At 43.5% G+C, this 17,105-nt stretch carries 16 protein-coding genes and 1 riboswitch; of the genes, 11 read left to right on the top strand and 5 right to left on the bottom strand.

What is annotated here, in order from left to right; all coding sequences use genetic code 11:
* Position 1: 1 nt before the first annotated feature.
* The 3 genes from NV379_RS19630 (at position 2) to NV379_RS19620 (ending at position 2,463) form a co-directional block, all read left to right on the top strand.
* Positions 2–1,336 carry a CoA-disulfide reductase gene (locus NV379_RS19630; protein WP_258209031.1) on the top strand — a complete coding sequence of 445 codons (1,335 nt, stop codon included), beginning with the start codon at positions 2–4 and terminating at the stop codon, positions 1,334–1,336.
* Between the two features lie 53 nt (positions 1,337–1,389).
* Positions 1,390–1,767: a RidA family protein gene (locus NV379_RS19625; protein WP_258209030.1), complete on the top strand. Its 378-nt coding sequence runs from the start codon at positions 1,390–1,392 to the stop codon at positions 1,765–1,767.
* Between the two features lie 180 nt (positions 1,768–1,947).
* A complete protein-coding gene (locus NV379_RS19620) occupies positions 1,948–2,463 on the top strand; it encodes a phosphatase PAP2 family protein (protein WP_258209029.1) in 516 nt (171 codons plus the stop codon).
* 98 nt (positions 2,464–2,561) lie between these two features.
* Here the strand turns inward: NV379_RS19620 and NV379_RS19615 are convergent, their stop codons facing one another.
* Positions 2,562–2,855, bottom strand: coding sequence for a DUF3055 domain-containing protein (locus tag NV379_RS19615; RefSeq protein WP_258209028.1), 294 nt, complete (start codon positions 2,853–2,855; stop codon positions 2,562–2,564).
* 224 nt (positions 2,856–3,079) lie between these two features.
* Between NV379_RS19615 and NV379_RS19610 the strand changes: the two genes are divergently transcribed.
* Positions 3,080–4,108 (top strand): HRDC domain-containing protein, encoded by a 1,029-nt coding sequence (locus tag NV379_RS19610; RefSeq protein WP_258209027.1) that lies wholly within the window; start codon positions 3,080–3,082, stop codon positions 4,106–4,108.
* Between the two features lie 105 nt (positions 4,109–4,213).
* On the opposite strand, the gene NV379_RS19605 is transcribed toward NV379_RS19610, so the two are convergent.
* The 4 genes from NV379_RS19605 to corA form a co-directional block, all read right to left on the bottom strand.
* A complete protein-coding gene (locus NV379_RS19605) occupies positions 4,214–4,714 on the bottom strand; it encodes a hypothetical protein (RefSeq protein ID WP_258209026.1) in 501 nt (166 codons plus the stop codon).
* Positions 4,715–4,866: 152 nt separating this feature from the next.
* Entirely contained in the window at positions 4,867–5,511 is a 645-nt protein-coding gene (locus NV379_RS19600; protein WP_258209025.1) for a nitroreductase family protein, read from the bottom strand.
* Between the two features lie 97 nt (positions 5,512–5,608).
* Positions 5,609–6,055 (bottom strand): RrF2 family transcriptional regulator, encoded by a 447-nt coding sequence (locus NV379_RS19595; RefSeq protein ID WP_258209024.1) that lies wholly within the window; start codon positions 6,053–6,055, stop codon positions 5,609–5,611.
* An 86-nt stretch (positions 6,056–6,141) separates the two neighbouring features.
* Complete coding sequence (gene corA, locus NV379_RS19590) at positions 6,142–7,080, bottom strand: magnesium/cobalt transporter CorA (RefSeq protein WP_258209023.1); 939 nt, start codon at positions 7,078–7,080, stop codon at positions 6,142–6,144.
* 313 nt (positions 7,081–7,393) lie between these two features.
* Positions 7,394–7,516, top strand: a riboswitch (SAM riboswitch).
* 100 nt (positions 7,517–7,616) lie between these two features.
* On the opposite strand from corA, the gene metA reads away from it, so the two are divergent.
* The 7 genes from metA (at position 7,617) to thrS (ending at position 16,867) form a co-directional block, all read left to right on the top strand.
* Positions 7,617–8,561, top strand: a complete 945-nt coding sequence (gene metA, locus NV379_RS19585) for a homoserine O-acetyltransferase MetA (protein WP_258209022.1) — start codon at positions 7,617–7,619, stop codon at positions 8,559–8,561.
* Positions 8,561–9,724 carry an aminotransferase class I/II-fold pyridoxal phosphate-dependent enzyme gene (locus NV379_RS19580; RefSeq protein WP_258209021.1) on the top strand — a complete coding sequence of 388 codons (1,164 nt, stop codon included), beginning with the start codon at positions 8,561–8,563 and terminating at the stop codon, positions 9,722–9,724. The genes metA and NV379_RS19580 overlap by 1 nt, the downstream gene beginning before the upstream one ends.
* 1 nt (position 9,725) lies before the next feature.
* Positions 9,726–10,880, top strand: coding sequence for a trans-sulfuration enzyme family protein (locus NV379_RS19575; protein WP_258209020.1), 1,155 nt, complete (start codon positions 9,726–9,728; stop codon positions 10,878–10,880).
* Positions 10,881–11,140: 260 nt separating this feature from the next.
* A complete protein-coding gene (gene mqnC / locus NV379_RS19570; RefSeq protein WP_258209019.1) occupies positions 11,141–12,274 on the top strand; it encodes a cyclic dehypoxanthinyl futalosine synthase in 1,134 nt (377 codons plus the stop codon).
* A gap of 182 nt (positions 12,275–12,456) precedes the next feature.
* Positions 12,457–13,206, top strand: coding sequence for a type I methionyl aminopeptidase (gene map, locus NV379_RS19565; RefSeq protein WP_258209018.1), 750 nt, complete (start codon positions 12,457–12,459; stop codon positions 13,204–13,206).
* Between the two features lie 280 nt (positions 13,207–13,486).
* Positions 13,487–14,425 (top strand): putative sporulation protein YtxC, encoded by a 939-nt coding sequence (ytxC, locus tag NV379_RS19560; protein ID WP_258209017.1) that lies wholly within the window; start codon positions 13,487–13,489, stop codon positions 14,423–14,425.
* Positions 14,426–14,923: 498 nt separating this feature from the next.
* A complete protein-coding gene (gene thrS / locus NV379_RS19555; RefSeq protein ID WP_258209016.1) occupies positions 14,924–16,867 on the top strand; it encodes a threonine--tRNA ligase in 1,944 nt (647 codons plus the stop codon).
* Positions 16,868–17,105: the final 238 nt, after the last annotated feature.

The following is a 17,105-nucleotide window of genomic DNA, read 5'->3' as shown; positions in this document are numbered from 1 at the left end:
TATGAGAATCGTAATTATTGGCGGCGTTGCAGCCGGCATGAGTGCAGCAGCTAAGGCTAGACGTATGGACAAGCAGGCGGAAATCGCCGTTTATGAGATGACAGAAGAAGTATCATTCGGCGCTTGTGGATTACCTTATTTCGTAGGCAATTTCTTCGAAGATCCGAATAACATGATCGCTCGTACGAAGGAACAATTCGAGCAGTCTGGTATTCAAATGTTCACGAAACATCAAGTTGTTTCCGTGGATACAGAGAAGAAGACGATTCAAGTGAGAAACATGATCACGAATGAACTTTTCGAGGATCATTACGATAAAATGATGGTTGCGACGGGTGCGAGGGCGGTAATACCGCCTTTCCGTAATCGCGATTTAGGAAATATTTTCACATTAAAAAGCATGGCTGATGGTGTTGCACTTAAAGAAGCAGCATTTAAAGAAGAGAATAAGCAGGTTGTCGTGATCGGCGCTGGCTTTATCGGTCTTGAAGTGGTTGAAGCAATGAAGGCTCTAGGTAAAGAAGTGCACTTGATCCAACTCGATGCTCGTGTGCTTCCAGATGCGTTCGACGAGGAAATCACGAAATGGATGGAAGAAGAGCTTGTTAGCCACGGCGTGCATGTGCATCTAAGTGAGAGTGTTCAAGGCTTCGTTGGTGAAGGCAAGGTTCAAGCTGTAGAAACGGACAAGGGCAGCTACCCAGCAGATATCGTCGTTGTTGCAACGGGTGTTCGTCCGAATACAGAATTTCTGAAAGAAACAGGAGCCGAGATGCTAGGTAATGGCGCGCTTATCATTAACAGCAGAGGCGAGACTTCACTTCCTGATATTTATGCAGCGGGTGATTGTGCTTCGGTATACCACCTAATCAAGCAAAGTCCTGTATACATTCCACTTGCAACAACAGCGAACAAGATCGGCCGTATTGTGGGTGAGAATCTAGCAGGGCAAGCAAATGAGTTCAAAGGTACTTTAGGTTCGGCTTGTGTGAAAGTAATGGATCTAGAAGCAGGTCGTACGGGATTATCTGAGCGTGAAGCGCAGCAGATGAACATTCCATACAAGACGGTAACGATTCAAGATAAGAACCAGACGAACTACTACCCTGGTCAAGTCGATATTCATGTGAAATTGATCTACCATGCAGACACGAAAGTGATTCTAGGTGGTCAGATCATCGGTAAGCAAGGTGCAGTCTTGCGTGTTGATGTACTTGCTGCTGCCATTCACTCTGGCATGACGACAGAAGAGCTAGGCATGCTGGATCTGTGTTATGCACCGCCATTTGCAAGAACATGGGATGTGCTGAACACAGCGGGTAACGTAGCGAAGTAGAAATAGAGATAGAATTATCATAGATAAATGAGAAGAATCTGGAGGGAAACACTATGAAGAAACAAATTGTATTTACAGACAAAGCTCCTGCAGCAATCGGACCCTACTCACAAGCGATTATCGCAAATGGTATGGTATATACTTCCGGTCAATTAGGATTTAAGCCAGGTACGGCTGATTTGTTTGAGACAGTTGAAGAGCAAACACAACAGGTACTTAAGAATGTACAATCCGTACTAGAAGCAGCGGGAACGAACATGAACAACGTGGTGAAGACGTTAGTGTTCTTGCATGATCTCAAAGATTTTGCAACAGTGAACGAAATTTACTCTTCCTACTTCCAAAGCGATTGCCCAGCACGCAGCTGCGTTCAAGCAGCAGGCTTGCCGAAGGGTGCGCTAGTTGAGATTGAAGTTATAGCTGTCATTTAAATATAATTGGGTTCAAGAGGGTATCCACTTTGAAGTGGGTGCCTTCTTTTTTGCGTCTTAAGAATATCTTCAGATGAACTTTACAATTATCAGCATTTAAAAATAAGCCTTTTAGTGTACACTGAGGATGTAAGGATATTTTGGTATGAAATGGAAGTGATGAGATTGAAACATTATTATATGAGCAAAGTGCTTCCTTTTGAAAAAAGGCTGTTCTATTGGTGCAATAAGGCGATTCATGCGCCGATATTGGATCGACTATTTGAGGTGCTGACCCATTTAGGCGGCGCGATCTTCACCATTACTTTCACGTTAGGGTTCGCACTTTTTGCTCCAAATACCTTAAGTCGAATTGGCTGGCAAAGTCTCATTGCGCTCACCGTAAGCCACTTAATTGTTGCACTAATTAAGCGTAAATTTCGTAGAATACGACCGTTTCTAGCTCTTTCTGAAGTAAAGACAGGCAAGAAAATTTTATTAGATGCATCATTCCCTTCGGGTCACACAACAGCGATCTTCTCCGTCATCACACCGTTCTTATTCCTATCGGCATGGCTTGCGGTTATCCTGCTGCCACTAGCATTACTCGTTAGCTTTTCTCGCATATACTTAGGACTGCATTATCCAACAGATTGTCTTGCTGGCTGCGTGTTAGGTGTATCTACAGCGATCTGCACACTGCCTATTATTGCTTGAAAAATAAGAAAAGAAGGCCTGCATGTAGCCGCCTTCTTTTTTGAATTGCATAATAAGTGGATATTGATTCACAAAAATTTATTTTCAATTAATTCAACTTAAATATCTGTAAAATGAACCGTTCCGATTACTTCAGCTAAGAAATCCTGAAGCTCTAGTGCTTCCTCTTCTGTCACTTTAAACACATATTCCAAGTAACCCTCTTCGTTCAAATCATCAGGTCCGATGATCGCACTGCGGCCGGATTGCATATCAATAACAATTTTTTTACCGAAAAAACGTGTAGTTGATACTAGTGCTAGATCAAAACGGTGCAAGGAGTTACCAACAAAGCAAACGTAGCGTGTCGTTGTTTCTTCTTTATGATCGTATAAATAGTCGAGTTCATTCATGTGTATCTCTTCCTCTCGTATGTAGCTAACGTTATTATAAGCCAGTCACTTATTAGTTGACAATGAAACATACGACATGGTATTATCTGGATAATTAAGATGAACGGGGAAGCACCTCTTTAGCGTTAGTAGCGCAGAAGGGGTGCTTTTTTTGATTCCTTTTAATAATTTTAGCTTGAATCATAAAACAATTTGGGGGGGTGAAGCTGCTGAATATTATATTTGTGAACACATTAGAAAAGAAGCTTGATGAAGAGCGTGTGCAGACCGCTCAAATCTGTATTGGTGAAAGCAAAGGAACGTGGCAGATCATCTGGACTGCCGTGATGGAAGGAGGACACACTAGAGCGGAGCATCTATATGAAGGGAGGCACTGGGACGAAGTATTGACCTGTTTTCGTCATCACATGATGGCGAAGCTTGCCGAAGGCTATGTTCCGCAAGTGAGCATACCGCTGAATGACCCAATAGATTCACTTAGTGATCGGGCGAGATGGGCGCATAGTTTGCAATATTACAGTGAAATGCATTTGAATCAAGAGTTATTAGAAAAACTTCGTAAGTGGAGGAGAGAGAGCGCTGCGAAAGAAGGCAAAGCTCCTTACTTATTAGCGACGAATCGAATGTTAGAGATGGTCGCGACTTTTGTACCGCATACTGCCGAAGAATTGAAGCAGATTCCAGGCTTTGGTTTAGGCAAGGTGAACCAATATGGGGAGAGTTTATTTGCGATTACACAAGCAGCTGAGCGCGTGACACATTTTCCACTGAACTGGGTACTGAACGTGATAGACCGTGCTAGCTTCCAACAGTGGCTAATGGAGCAGAAGGAGCGTAAAGCGAAGGCTGAGCTTGAGCGTCATACACGTAAACGCAATATGCTTGATGCCATCTGGCAGGGCAGTCCGCTTGAGGAGATGCGAACGATGCTGTCGCTGTCCAAGCGGGACACGATCTTGCTGGTTGAAGAACTTGATGCAGATGGCTATGATGTGAGCCCACTAGTTGATAATGAGTTATCTGACGTGGCAGATGAGTTGAAAGAGCAAGCATGGACGCAATTTGAACAGCTGGGTGATCGTTATTTGAAACCTATCATGGAAGCTGTATTTACAACAGATGAGCGCAAGGAATTAGATTTTGACCGTACATACCAATGGCTGCGTCTGCTTCGAATTCGTTATCGCAAAGCGAAAGCAGTCTTAACAGAGTGTGACACGGACCAGAACGATAGCTTCATTGTTGCAAGTTAGACCTTGATATTAGGTTAGTTCCCCACAATATTTTCCTCAACATATCCTCTTTAATAATAATGACCGCTCTCCCAAGTAGATCTTGGAGGAGCGGTCATCTTCAGCTTATTCAAACGGTGTAGTCTTTACAACCCCTTTGCCAAACACGTTATACTCTTCGAGTTTATTGTCTTTGTTCCGATAGTAAAGAGCAAAGTTATTCAATTGATCCTCATGCCAGCTGAAGAAGAATTGTTGTTTCATCGAGCCGTTCTTTAAACCGTTCGTATCGACCTCATCCACAAGAATGCTGTGAGACTCGAACTTGTAATTGTTAATTGTATCATCATATCGCCAAATTAAACCGTCTTCTCCATGAAGTTCTTTGTAATTTGGACCTAAGAGTTTTTCGACTTCAGCTTTGGACATACCTTGTTTAAGGGCGCTTTTAATCGCATCGATTGTCATATTGTTTGTAGCGGGAGTAGGAACTGGAGTGGCAGTTGGCACTACTGGAGCAGAAGTGGGTGTAGCTTGATGTGATTCTGGATGGGCTTCTTTTGCAGTCGTACTACAACCAGCAAGGATGACTAGACTTGAAACAATGACTATGGACTTCTTAAACATGAACAGCACCTCTTTAATTTATGTATATTCTTATTAACGAAGTGCAAGTGTGAATTGTTTCAAAAGGAGAACCATTCCCTTTATCGCAAAAAAATGACCGCTGTCCATGCCTCAACATGGGTAGCGGTCATTTTATTATTTTACAATAAAATTTAGAAAGAATTATGCGTTACAACTTGCTCAAGTGTGAAACGGGAAGATACACGAGCTGGAGTCTTTGCTTTACCAATTGTAATCATCATGGAAGGTACATAACGATCTGGAATGTTAAGCGTTTCTTTCAATTGGTTCCAGTTGAAGCCCATCATTGGGCAAGTGTCGTAGCCTTTCGCTTTTGCTGCAAGCATGAGCTGCATAGAAGCTAGGGAAGAGTTGCGGATCGCCTCGTCGCGCATAACACCTGCATTATCCGGGTTACCATATAGCGATTTAACGCCGCCAACTAAGTAGTCATGCGTTTGTTGATTAATTGCACCGGAAGTAAGGAGTGGACCGTAGATTGCATCTACATTGCTGCCAGCTTCAAGATCACCAAGTACAACGACTACCGCGGAGGAGTCTACGACTTGTTTTTGACCGTATGCGATCGGAAGTACTTTCTCTTTAACTGCTTGATCTGTGATCACAAGAAAACGCCAGTGCTGCAAGTTGTTGGATGATGGAGCTAGTGTTGCAAGCTCTAGAATATCTTTCAAATCTTGCTCTGGCATTTGGTATTCAGCATCATAGTGCTTAACAGAATGACGCGCACGCATGACTTCTTCAGCAAGCAAGCGTTCTTGAGTTATTGTGTTCATTCGGAACATCCTCTCCACATTATCTATATTGTGCTATTATTAAGCACAGTATAATTGTTAAACTGTGCTTTTGTCAAACATAGTTTATGGTAATTGATTATTTTTTGATCGCCCGATTTACAACATCTTCAAGCGTAATTGTACTTAAGTAACGAAGAAGCAGCTCATCTGCATCGCCTACGATTTGTGCAAAAGGTTCCTGTAGTGCTTGTCCGCACTTATCATCTGATAAAGTATCTGCGAGTCCAGTAAAGAGCGGTCCTCGAATTTGAAGCGCAAGATACACATCCGATAGCAGAATCTCAGACATCGGCTTTGCCAAGCGATAGCCGCCAACCCGACCTTCTTGGGCATGGACAATATTCGCCCTGGCAAGTGCAGCTAACACGCGGCGGAGCAGGGTTGCTTGCGAATCAATGTTCTCTGCAATATTGCCGCTTGGACAAGCACACTTTGCCTCCAATTTTGCAAGATAGACAAGGGATTGCACGGCATAACCGAACCATTTGGGCGGATTATTACCCATAGTATGATTCATGTTCATTGTGAACACACCTCTTTTCTAAAAAAAGCAGCTCTTATCGCTGAAATGCGAATGGAGAGCTGCTGTCATTATACCAGTTGTAGTCGTTACAACCAATCCTTCTTCTTAAACAAGACGAACATCGAAATACCAAGGAGCGCCATAAATCCAAGGGCGTACAAGTCACCATGCTCCCAAGATAGCATGCCTACGATATTGTTAAAGTTCATTCCGTAGATCCCTGTGATGAGGGTCAGCGGCATAAAGATGGTTGTCATGGCTGTAAAAATTCTCATGATTTCATTCGCTCGGTTTGCAACGGCAGCTTGGTAAGCTTCTCGTAAGTTGCCCATCAAATCGCGGAGTGTATCGAACGTATCAACAATTTTGACTGCATTCTCATGAACGTCGCCAAAATATTTTTGGAGTGGAGTCGAGATCAGCTTCAGATCACGTTTGTTCAGCATACCGACAACATCGCGTTGTGGTACTAGCGCCTTCTTCAGCCATAGGATCTCACTTCGAAGTCCGATGATTTCATTCAGATGCGTTTTCTTCGTGTGCATAAGAATATCTTCTTCGAGTTTCTCAATCTTATCTTCGATTCGATCCCCGACTGTGAAGTAATTATCGACAACTAAATCGATGAGATGATACAAAAACCGATCCGGGGAATCGACTTCTTCTTCCCATAGAAGGGGCTTGAGTGCACGAATTTCGTTGATTTTTTGTTTAGTTACAGTGACGATGAAGTGTTTACCTAAGAAAATATTAAGAGATCGCAGGAAAATCTCCTCGTCATCGAATCGAATTGAATTAACAACAATAAAATAATGACCATCATAGATTTCAAGCTTAGGACGTTGTTCTTCCTCACTTAGTGTATCCTCAACTGCCAGATCATGAAGGTGAAATAGAGATTGGAGAATATCAATTTCATCCACAGTAGCATCAATCCAGTAAAAACCTTCTTCTGGAGGAGTCAAAGCGAGGGTGACGTTATCAATAATAGTAAAAACGCCGTTCTTTACTAGGCGTGTTTTCATGAATACCACCCTTTCGAAAAAGCGAAAAGCAGCAGTCATTCATCCAACACAAGGGCTTAACTTAAGAATGCTGGACAACATGCGACCGCTGAGTTTCGCGAGAATATGAAGTTTAAATGGAATATGCGACTCCCTGGGTCCCCGTCCATGCGTTCTCCCCCCTTATACCTTGTGAATTACTTGTATAGTATATACCTACATTTTCCACAGTTCAAGCTACAAAATGAGGTAATACATTGGATAATATGCTTGACGAGAAAGCACGATTCGATTACATTGAAAGTAATGAAAATTGAATCAATTATTGTTTTTACTCTTATCAAGAGCAGGTGGAGGGACTAGCCCGATGATACCCGGCAACCGGCACTTTCCGTTAAGGAAAATGCACGGTGCTAATTCTTGCGGAAGTGTGTTAAGCGCTTTTGAGAGATGAGAGAGGACACTCGTATAGTTTTATTTACGTGGCCTTTCTCATTGTGCGCAATGGGAGAGGTCATTTTTGTTTTATTCCTATTTGAACTGAGGAGTGGTGTACGATGCCAATTAAAATTCCGGACAATTTACCGGCTAAAGAAATTTTGTCAAAAGAAAATATTTTCGTAATGGATGAATCTGTTGCGTACCATCAAGATATTCGCCCACTTCGGATTTTGCTATTAAATTTAATGCCAATTAAAGAAACAACTGAGACTCAAATTTTGCGTCTTCTATCCAATAGCCCGCTGCAAGTTGAATTTGTGCTGATCCACCCGAAGACACATTCATCGAAAAATACGTCAGAAGAGCACTTGTCTCTTTTTTATAAAACATTCGAAGATATTCAAGATGAGCAGTTCGATGGCATGATCATTACAGGCGCGCCAGTTGAGCAGATGGAATTTGAAGATGTGAACTATTGGGATGAGCTGAAGGGAATCATGGACTGGTCTGTGGACAATGTGACCTCAACTCTTCATATATGTTGGGCTTCCCAAGCAGGTCTGTATCACCACTTCGGCATTCCGAAATATTCACTTGATGAGAAGATGTTCGGCGTATACCCGCACGTCTTAAATCAGAACAATGTGAAACTGCTACGTGGATTTGATGAGGTGTTCTATGTACCTCAATCTAGACACACTGAAGTTCGTCGTGAAGATATTGAGAAAAATTCAGAGCTTGAAATTTTGTCAGAGTCGGAAGAAGCGGGTATTTATATCGTCGCTGCGAATAACGGCAAGCAAATTTTCGTGACAGGTCATTCCGAATACGACCCTCTTTCATTAAAATGGGAGTATGATCGTGATGTAAGCAAAGGTCTTGATATCGCGATTCCGAAAAATTACTACCCGAACGATGATCCGTCGAAATATCCAATGACTTCATGGAGAGCACATGGGAACTTGTTTTTCTCGAACTGGCTGAACTATTACGTCTACCAAGAAACACCCTATGTTCTATCTGCAGCTCACAAAAAAGCAAAAGACGGAGGTAAGAAATAATGAACATCGAGAGTCGATTAGCACAAATTGGTTCAATTGAAGAGTCGAAGACAGGTGCAGTAACTTTTCCTATTTATCACGCAACCGCTTATCGCCATCCGAAGCTAGGTCAAAGTACGGGATTTGATTACACGCGTACGAAAAACCCGACACGCAGTGTGCTTGAATCTGCAATTGCTGATTTAGAGTCAGGTGACGCAGGATTTGCCTGTTCTTCTGGGATGGCAGCGCTTCAGACGATTTTCGCCCTATTTTCACAGGGAGATCACTTGATTGTTTCATTGGACTTATATGGCGGTACGTATCGCTTGCTTGAACAAATTATGTCTCGATTCGGTATAACTGCGTCTTATGTGGATACGAATGATCTTGCTGCGATTGAAGACGCTTATGGTGAATGCACGAAGGGTATTTTCATTGAGACACCGACGAATCCGCTTATGATGGTGACAGATATTGAAGCGGTTGCGACATGGGCGAAGGGTAAGGGAATTCTTACAATCGTCGATAACACATTACTTACTCCATACTTCCAGCGTCCAATTGAACTCGGTGCAGATATTGTAACTCACTCTGCGACGAAGTATTTAGGTGGTCATAACGATGTGCTCGCGGGACTCATTATTACGAAGGGCAAAGAGCTTTCTGAGCAAATGTTCTTCTTGCACAATTCAATTGGTGCGGTGCTTGGTCCTCAAGATTCATGGCTGTTAATGCGCGGGATGAAGACACTTGCACTTCGTATGGAACGTCATGAAGCGAATGCAACTGCGATTGCGAAATGGCTTCTTACGCATCCAATGGTATCGGATGTTTATTATCCAGCTCTTGAAACGCACCCGGGACATGAGATCCAAAGCAAGCAATCAAGCGGCAATACCGGTATTTTCTCCTTCAAAATGAAAGAAGCTCGCATGATCGAGCCGATCTTGCGTCATATTCGTCTCATCGCGTTCGCGGAAAGCTTGGGTGGGGTAGAATCCTTAATGACTTATCCTGCGGTTCAGACGCATGCAGATATACCGCTTGATATTCGTGAGAGAGTCGGCGTTGATGATCGCTTGCTTCGTTACTCCGTTGGTATTGAGCATGTGGACGATCTGATCCAAGATTTATCTCGTGCGTTCGATGCAGCAGCATCTGAGCTTGCAGGAGGCGAGTAGGATGAGTGATAACACGAGAGAAGTAGGGTTTGGCACAAAACTGCTTCATTATACAGGTGCAGTAGATGAGGTGACAGGGGCTTCCTCAACACCGATTTATCAAGCATCGACATTCCATCACTTTGACTTGGAGAATCCACCAAAGCATGATTATACACGCTCTGGGAATCCAACTCGTGAAGCAGTAGAATCGTATATTGCAGCACTTGAAGGCGGGGTTCGTGGATTCGCATTCTCGTCGGGGATGGCGGCTATCTCATCTAGTTTCATGATGCTGTCCGCGGGCGATCATGTAATCTGTACCGAAGATGTGTACGGTGGAACATATCGCTTGCTGAGCACGATCATGACTCGAATGAACATTGAGACAACATTCGTTGATATGACAGACATCGAGCAAGTGAAAGCTGCACTGCGACCGAACACAGCGGCTGTATTTATGGAAACGCCATCGAATCCGACACTTCGTATAACAGATGTAGCAGCAATTACAGCATGGGCGAGAGAACATGGTTTACTGACAATGTTAGATAACTCGTTTATGACGCCGTATCACCAACGTCCGATTGAACTTGGTGTCGATATTGTTCTACATAGTGCAACGAAGTTTCTAAGTGGACATAGTGATGTGCTTGCAGGACTTGCGGTAGTGGCGACAGATGAGCTTGGCGTACGACTTAAAGCGATCCAGAACGGAATGGGGAATGTGCTGGGCATGCAGGATTCATGGTTACTCATGCGCGGTATGAAGACGCTTAAAGTTCGGATGGAGGCATCGGAACAGTCCGCGTTGAAGTTGGCACAATGGCTTGCAAATCGCAGTGACATTGCAGCAGTCTATTACCCAGGACTTGCAGATCACCCAGGGCGTGAGGTACATGAACGTCAATCCAAGGGTTACGGTGCAATTGTTTCATTCGATGTCGGTTCAGGGGAACGTGCTAGAAAGCTGCTTGGTGCGGTGCAAATCCCGCTCGTAGCGGTATCCCTAGGTGCTGTTGAGAGCATCTTGTCCTATCCTGCGATGATGTCTCATGCGTCGATGCCTGCTGATGTGCGTGCGCTTCGCGGCATTACGGACGGGCTTGTTCGTTATTCAGTTGGACTTGAAGATATTGAGGATATGATTGCTGATTTAGAGCAAGCATTGGCATAATATAGAAGGTAAAATGATCGTACGTTGCGTTGTAAAGTGGCTAATCGGTCATTTTGCCTTTTTTTCCAATGGATTATAACGTATATTCTGTAATAGCGGTATACCCGTGTTTATGTTAAAATGGGGGAAGTATATCATAGATTTCACGAGCAACGGATAGCAATTTGAAGATTGCGAAACCGTTTTTTCTTGCGATTTTGAAAATAATAGTTCTATAGATGAAAGTAGATGTGAATTAATTAAAGCGAGGTGTTGAATCGATGAACACAATCGATCACATTTTACAAAAAGCCGTCTCTGGAGGACGTCTGAACGTAGAAGACTGTATTCGATTATATGAATCGGATGAGATTGAGAAAATTGGACATGCAGCGAACCAAGTCATGCAACGCTTACACCCAGAGCCTGTCACAACTTTCGTTGTTGGCCGTAATATTAACTATACGAACATCTGTGATGTGTTCTGTCGTTTCTGTGCTTTCTACAGAAAACCAGGATCATCAGAAGGTTACGTTCTTCCAGATGATGTGATTTTCCAGAAGATTCAAGAGACGATTGATGTAGGTGGTACGGAGATCTTAATGCAAGGTGGTGTGAATCCAGAGCTGCCTTTCACTTACTATACGGATTTACTTCGTGAGATTAAGAAACGTTTCGACATCACGATGCATTCCTTCTCTCCAGCTGAGATCATGAAGATGAGAGAGATTTCTGGTGGACTTTCGCTAGTTGAAGTGATGCGTGAACTTAATTCGGCCGGTCTTGACTCGTTGCCAGGCGGTGGCGGTGAGATTCTTGATGATCGCACACGTCGTAAGATCTCTCGTCTTAAAGGTTCATGGCGCGATTGGATGGATGTGATGCAAGCGGCTCATCAAGTGGGAATGAACACAACAGCTACGATGGTAATCGGCTTTGGCGAGTCATTCGAAGAGCGCGCGCTTCATATGCTGCGTGTACGTGATGCGCAAGATGATGTGGCGATCAATGGTTGGAATACGAAAGGCTTCCTAGCTTTCATTCCTTGGACATTCCAATCTGAGAATACCAATATGAAAGGTGAATATATTTCACCAGAGCGTTACTTGCAGACAGTAGCAATCTCTCGTCTCATGCTAGATAACATCCCGAACATCCAATCTTCTTGGGTAACGATGGGTCCAGAGGTTGGAAAGATGAGTTTACAATACGGCTGTAACGACTTCGGTTCCACAATGATGGAAGAGAATGTTGTTTCTGCAGCAGGTACGACGCACAAAGTAAACATTGATTTGATTCTTAAATTAATCCGTGAAGCGGGCAAAGTTCCTGCACAGCGTGATACAAAATATAACATTATCCGTACATTTGGTGACGCGGATAAAGTTACACGTGACTTTGTGATGCAAAACTAAGTACTACGTGTTAAATACCTTATAGCGCCGACTGTTCAACCCTTTACAATTAGAGGTTGGAGGGTCGGCGTTATATATTTGTAAATGCCGATATGATTCCTGTAAATCTTGCCCAGATTGGAATCGTTTTTATGAATTAGTGTATAATCTGTTAACAGATACAGAAATGGGGGGCTACTTCTATGATTACGATCAAGACAAAAGAACAGATTGAGATGATGAGAAACGCAGGTGAATTGCTCGTAAACTGCCACAAGGAAATCGCAAAGATGATCAAACCCGGAGTAACAACTTGGGAAATCGATCAATTTGTTGAAAAATATTTATCCAAGCATGGCGCAACGCCTGAGCAAAAAGGATACAACGGTTATCAATATGCGACTTGCGCATCGATAAATGATGAGATTTGTCACGGTTTTCCTAGGAAAACACCTCTACAAGAAGGGGATATCGTGACTATTGATATGGTTGTGAATTTGAACGGTTGGCTCGCTGATTCAGCGTGGACGTATGCTGTAGGTAACATTTCCGATGAAGCACAGCGTTTACTTGATGTAACCAAGGAATCGTTATACCGCGGTATTGCTGAAGCAAAAGTTGGCAATCGCGTAGGGGACATTTCCCATGCGATCCAAACGTATGCCGAAGGTGAAGGCTTCTCAGTTGTACGTGACTTTGTCGGTCATGCAATCGGCCAAGTCATTCACGAAGATCCGCAAATCCCACATTTCGGACCACCGAACCGGGGCTTGCGTCTTAAAGAAGGAATGGTCATCACCATCGAGCCCATGATCAATATCGGCGAATACCACTCCAAAGTCGACGGGGACGGTTGGACAGCAAGAACCGTTGATGGCAGCTTGTCTGCTCAGTACGAGCATACGATTGCGATCACTGCTGAAGGTCCAGTCATTTTGACAAATCAAGATTAGTTAAATGGCTTAACGACATAAATAAACGGAGAAGGAAAGTTGTACTGTAGGAGCGTAGCGTTCGCCTTTGAAATCGTAAAAATACAATATAATAAATTCAAAATTTACGATTGAGACAGCGACCGGAAGTATTACTTTCTTTCGAAGTGCCTTACTTAGTCGAAAGTAATGTAACTCCATCTTTTTTGCCAAATTGTTCGTTGTATATCCGTTTCCGTACGACCATATACTTTTAGTAGTGAACGGATAACGAACTATTTGGCCGAAAGGATGTGAGCGTATGGAGCTGTTATCGCTATATATTAAATCACGGTCCGAAACCGATGTCAGAGATCTATGCGGACGTATTGAGACAGAGCTTCGCGATTTACATAACGAAAACAATGGCGTGCAGCTTCAGATCAGCGGACAGGATCAATCATCGAAATCGTATGTCAAAATAGCCATTCAGGCGATATTACCCGGTTTTCAACTGCTCCAAATGTCACCCTTGGTATATCAGGCAGTTTCAAGTGTGCTCGCGGAACATTTGCTCATTGAAGAAGAGCCACGGCTTCTCAAGGATATGATCCACAAGGAGTTTCATTACCAAGAGATGAAGGACATTGATGCCATTGAGAAGTATTGTGAGCAATTTCTTAATGGAGAACATACAGATACAACCGCGGTTTCAACAGAAGCGCGAAATCGTCGCAAATCCAAAATCAGCAAGTCCCTATACGAGTATATGGAACAACATGTTAGCTTAAATCTGGATGGCTACATGCGTTTTCGCCTAGGCGAGTACATGGAAGAGCTTCGTGAAATCGTGGAATATGCGATTGATGAATATACGATGGAGCAGCAGTATCAAGAATTCATATCCTTACTCAAGTATTTCGTCTATATTCAGGAAGCGAAAGTACCTATTGCGCATTTAATTCATAAGGGTGGGCATGAATTCGAGATATTGAATGAACTGATGCAGCCGATTAATCCAGCGGATTTCGAGTCTACACTTACGATGGAACATCTTGAGAAAGACATGAATTTCGAAGATATGATCGTCTCGACGTTAATTACCGTATCTCCCGCATCCATATTTATCCATACAAGGGAGCCGGACTTATCTATTATTAAGACCATTCGACAAATATTTGAGGATCGTACAGAGGTATGTCCTTCTTGTCGGATCTGCCACCACTATCTTGGAGAGCGGATTAAACAAGACGGACTATAGCTTGATAAATAAGCCAAGCCTCGATATAATAAGGGGCAGAGGCAATAACCAAAGACACAGATTTACGAAGCAGCTGTATTAGAGATAGGGGACATGGCTGGAAGCCCCTTCAGATTGCATGTGAATTTACCACTTTGTAGCCGTCCATTGGAAATACTGGACCGCATCATTCCCGTTAACGAATGCCAACGAGGATTTACGTTACGTATGTAAGTCGAACGAGGGTGGAACCACGAGACCAAGCGCGCTCGTCCCTTTTTATAGGGATGATCTGCGCTTTTTTTGCATTCATATATATAGTTTGCTCAGAAAGTTGCGTCACTGCGAATAAAAAAGTACTTCCGGTCGCTGTCTCAATCTTGAAATCTGATTAGGTTTTTAAGGTGATTTCAAGATTTCAAAGGCGAACACTTCGTTCCTACAATACATTTTTTCTTCTTCGTTAACTTTTTGAGCTAACTCTTACATTCAATCACAAAAAATGGAGGAATAATAAACATGTCAGTCAAAGTGAAATTACCAGACGGCTCTGTACGCGAGTACGAGCAAGGCACAACAATTGAAGGCGTTGCAGAATCCATCTCAATGGGTCTGAAGAAGAATGCAATCGCAGGTAAGGTGAACGGTAAAGCAGTTGACCTTAGCCACAAGCTTGAGTCCGATGCAGACGTTGAAATCTTAACAGTAGATTCCGAAGCGGGTCTTGAAGTGTACCGTCACTCCACAGCTCACTTGATGGCACAAGCGATCAAGCGCATTTATGGCGAGAAAGCTGTTAAGCTTGGAATCGGTCCTGTGATTGAAGATGGCTTCTACTACGATATCGATATGGAAACATCCATTACACCTGAGGATCTTGTGAAAATCGAGAAAGAAATGACTCGCATTGCTAGCGAGAACTTGGCTATTACTCGTCGTGAAGTTTCACGCGAAGAAGCACTTGCTATTTTTACACAATTAGAAGATCCACTTAAGTTAGACTTGATCAACGACTTGCCTGAAGATGTTGTTCTATCCATCTACGATCAAGGCGAATTCTTTGACTTATGCCGCGGACCGCACTTGCCGTCCACTGGTCGTATTAAAGCATTCAAATTGCTAAGTGTTGCAGGTGCTTACTGGCGCGGGGATTCCAAGAACAAAATGCTTCAACGTATTTACGGAACAGCGTTCCCGAAGAAAGCGCAATTGGACGAGCACTTGGTATTGCTTGAAGAAGCGAAGAAACGTGACCACCGTAAATTAGGTAAAGAACTGAAGATGTTCGCATTCAACCGCGAAGTTGGACAAGGCTTGCCGCTATGGTTGCCTAATGGTGCAACGGTTCGTCGTACACTTGAGCGCTATATCGTAGACCTTGAAGAGAGACTAGGCTACCAGCACGTATATACACCAGTTCTTGCGAACGTGGAACTATATAAGACTTCCGGTCACTGGGAGCACTACCAAGAAGATATGTTCCCTCCGATGCAAATGGACAATGAAGAGCTTGTTCTTCGTCCGATGAACTGCCCGCATCACATGATGGTGTTCAAGAACGAGATGCACTCTTACCGTGACTTGCCAGTTCGTATTGCGGAGCTTGGTACCATGCACCGTTACGAGATGTCTGGCGCACTAACGGGTTTACACCGCGTTCGTGCAATGACTCTGAATGATGCGCACATTTTCTGTCGTCCAGATCAGATTAAGGAAGAGTTCGCACGCTGCGTGAAATTGATTACGACGGTTTATGAAGATTTCGGTATTACAGACTACCGTTTCCGCTTGTCTTACCGTGATCCGCAAGATACAGAGAAGTACTTCCAAGACGATGCAATGTGGGAAATGTCCCAACGTATGCTTCGTGAAGTAGTTGAAGAATTGGGCTTGCCGTTCTATGAAGCAGAAGGCGAAGCAGCATTCTACGGTCCGAAGCTAGACGTACAGATCAAGACTGCACTGAAGAAAGAAGAGACGTTGTCCACTGCACAACTTGACTTCTTGCTTCCAGAACGCTTCCAGCTTGAGTACACAGGTGAAGATGGTCAGAAACACCGTCCAGTCGTAATTCACCGTGGCATTATCTCCACAATGGAGCGTATGACTGCCTACTTGATCGAGAACTATGCAGGAGCACTTCCAACTTGGTTGTCTCCGATTCAAGCTCGTGTTATTCCGGTATCTCCGAACTATGAAGCGCATGCGAAAGAGATGGCAGATCGTCTTCTTCAAGCTGGCATTCGCTCCGAAGCGGATTCCCGCAATGAGAAGCTAGGTTACAAGATCCGTGAAGCTCAGCTTGAGAAAATTCCATACATGCTAGTCGTGGGTGAGAATGAAATGAACGAAGGTTCTTTCTCTGTACGTAAACGTGGTGAGGGAGACCTAGGCACACATAAAGTGGATGATGTAGTTGCGATGATTCGTGCAGACATTGAACGTAAAGGTCGCGTAGAGTAATAACGTAGGACAAGGAATAAAGGCAGAGGTAATGCGGCTGTATCGCAGGATCTCCGCCTTTTTTCTGTCTATGCAGATGTAAATTATCAGTGAATTTTGTCTAATTGCAATTTCACGCACTATAGATAGTGCAGAATGTTTCATCTACTCAATTGCACGATTAAGGCTTATTGTTATGTCAGAGGCAGCAAGGCTGATGACAGTGTAAGCGCCTACAGTGCAAGTATTGCAAGGATAC

It is taken from the genome of Paenibacillus radicibacter (assembly GCF_024721995.1).
In the GTDB taxonomy this organism is placed as follows: domain Bacteria; phylum Bacillota; class Bacilli; order Paenibacillales; family NBRC-103111; genus Paenibacillus_AM; species Paenibacillus_AM radicibacter.
The sequence above is the reverse complement of the archived record's forward strand: the minus strand, read 5'-3'. Positions and strand labels throughout refer to the sequence as shown.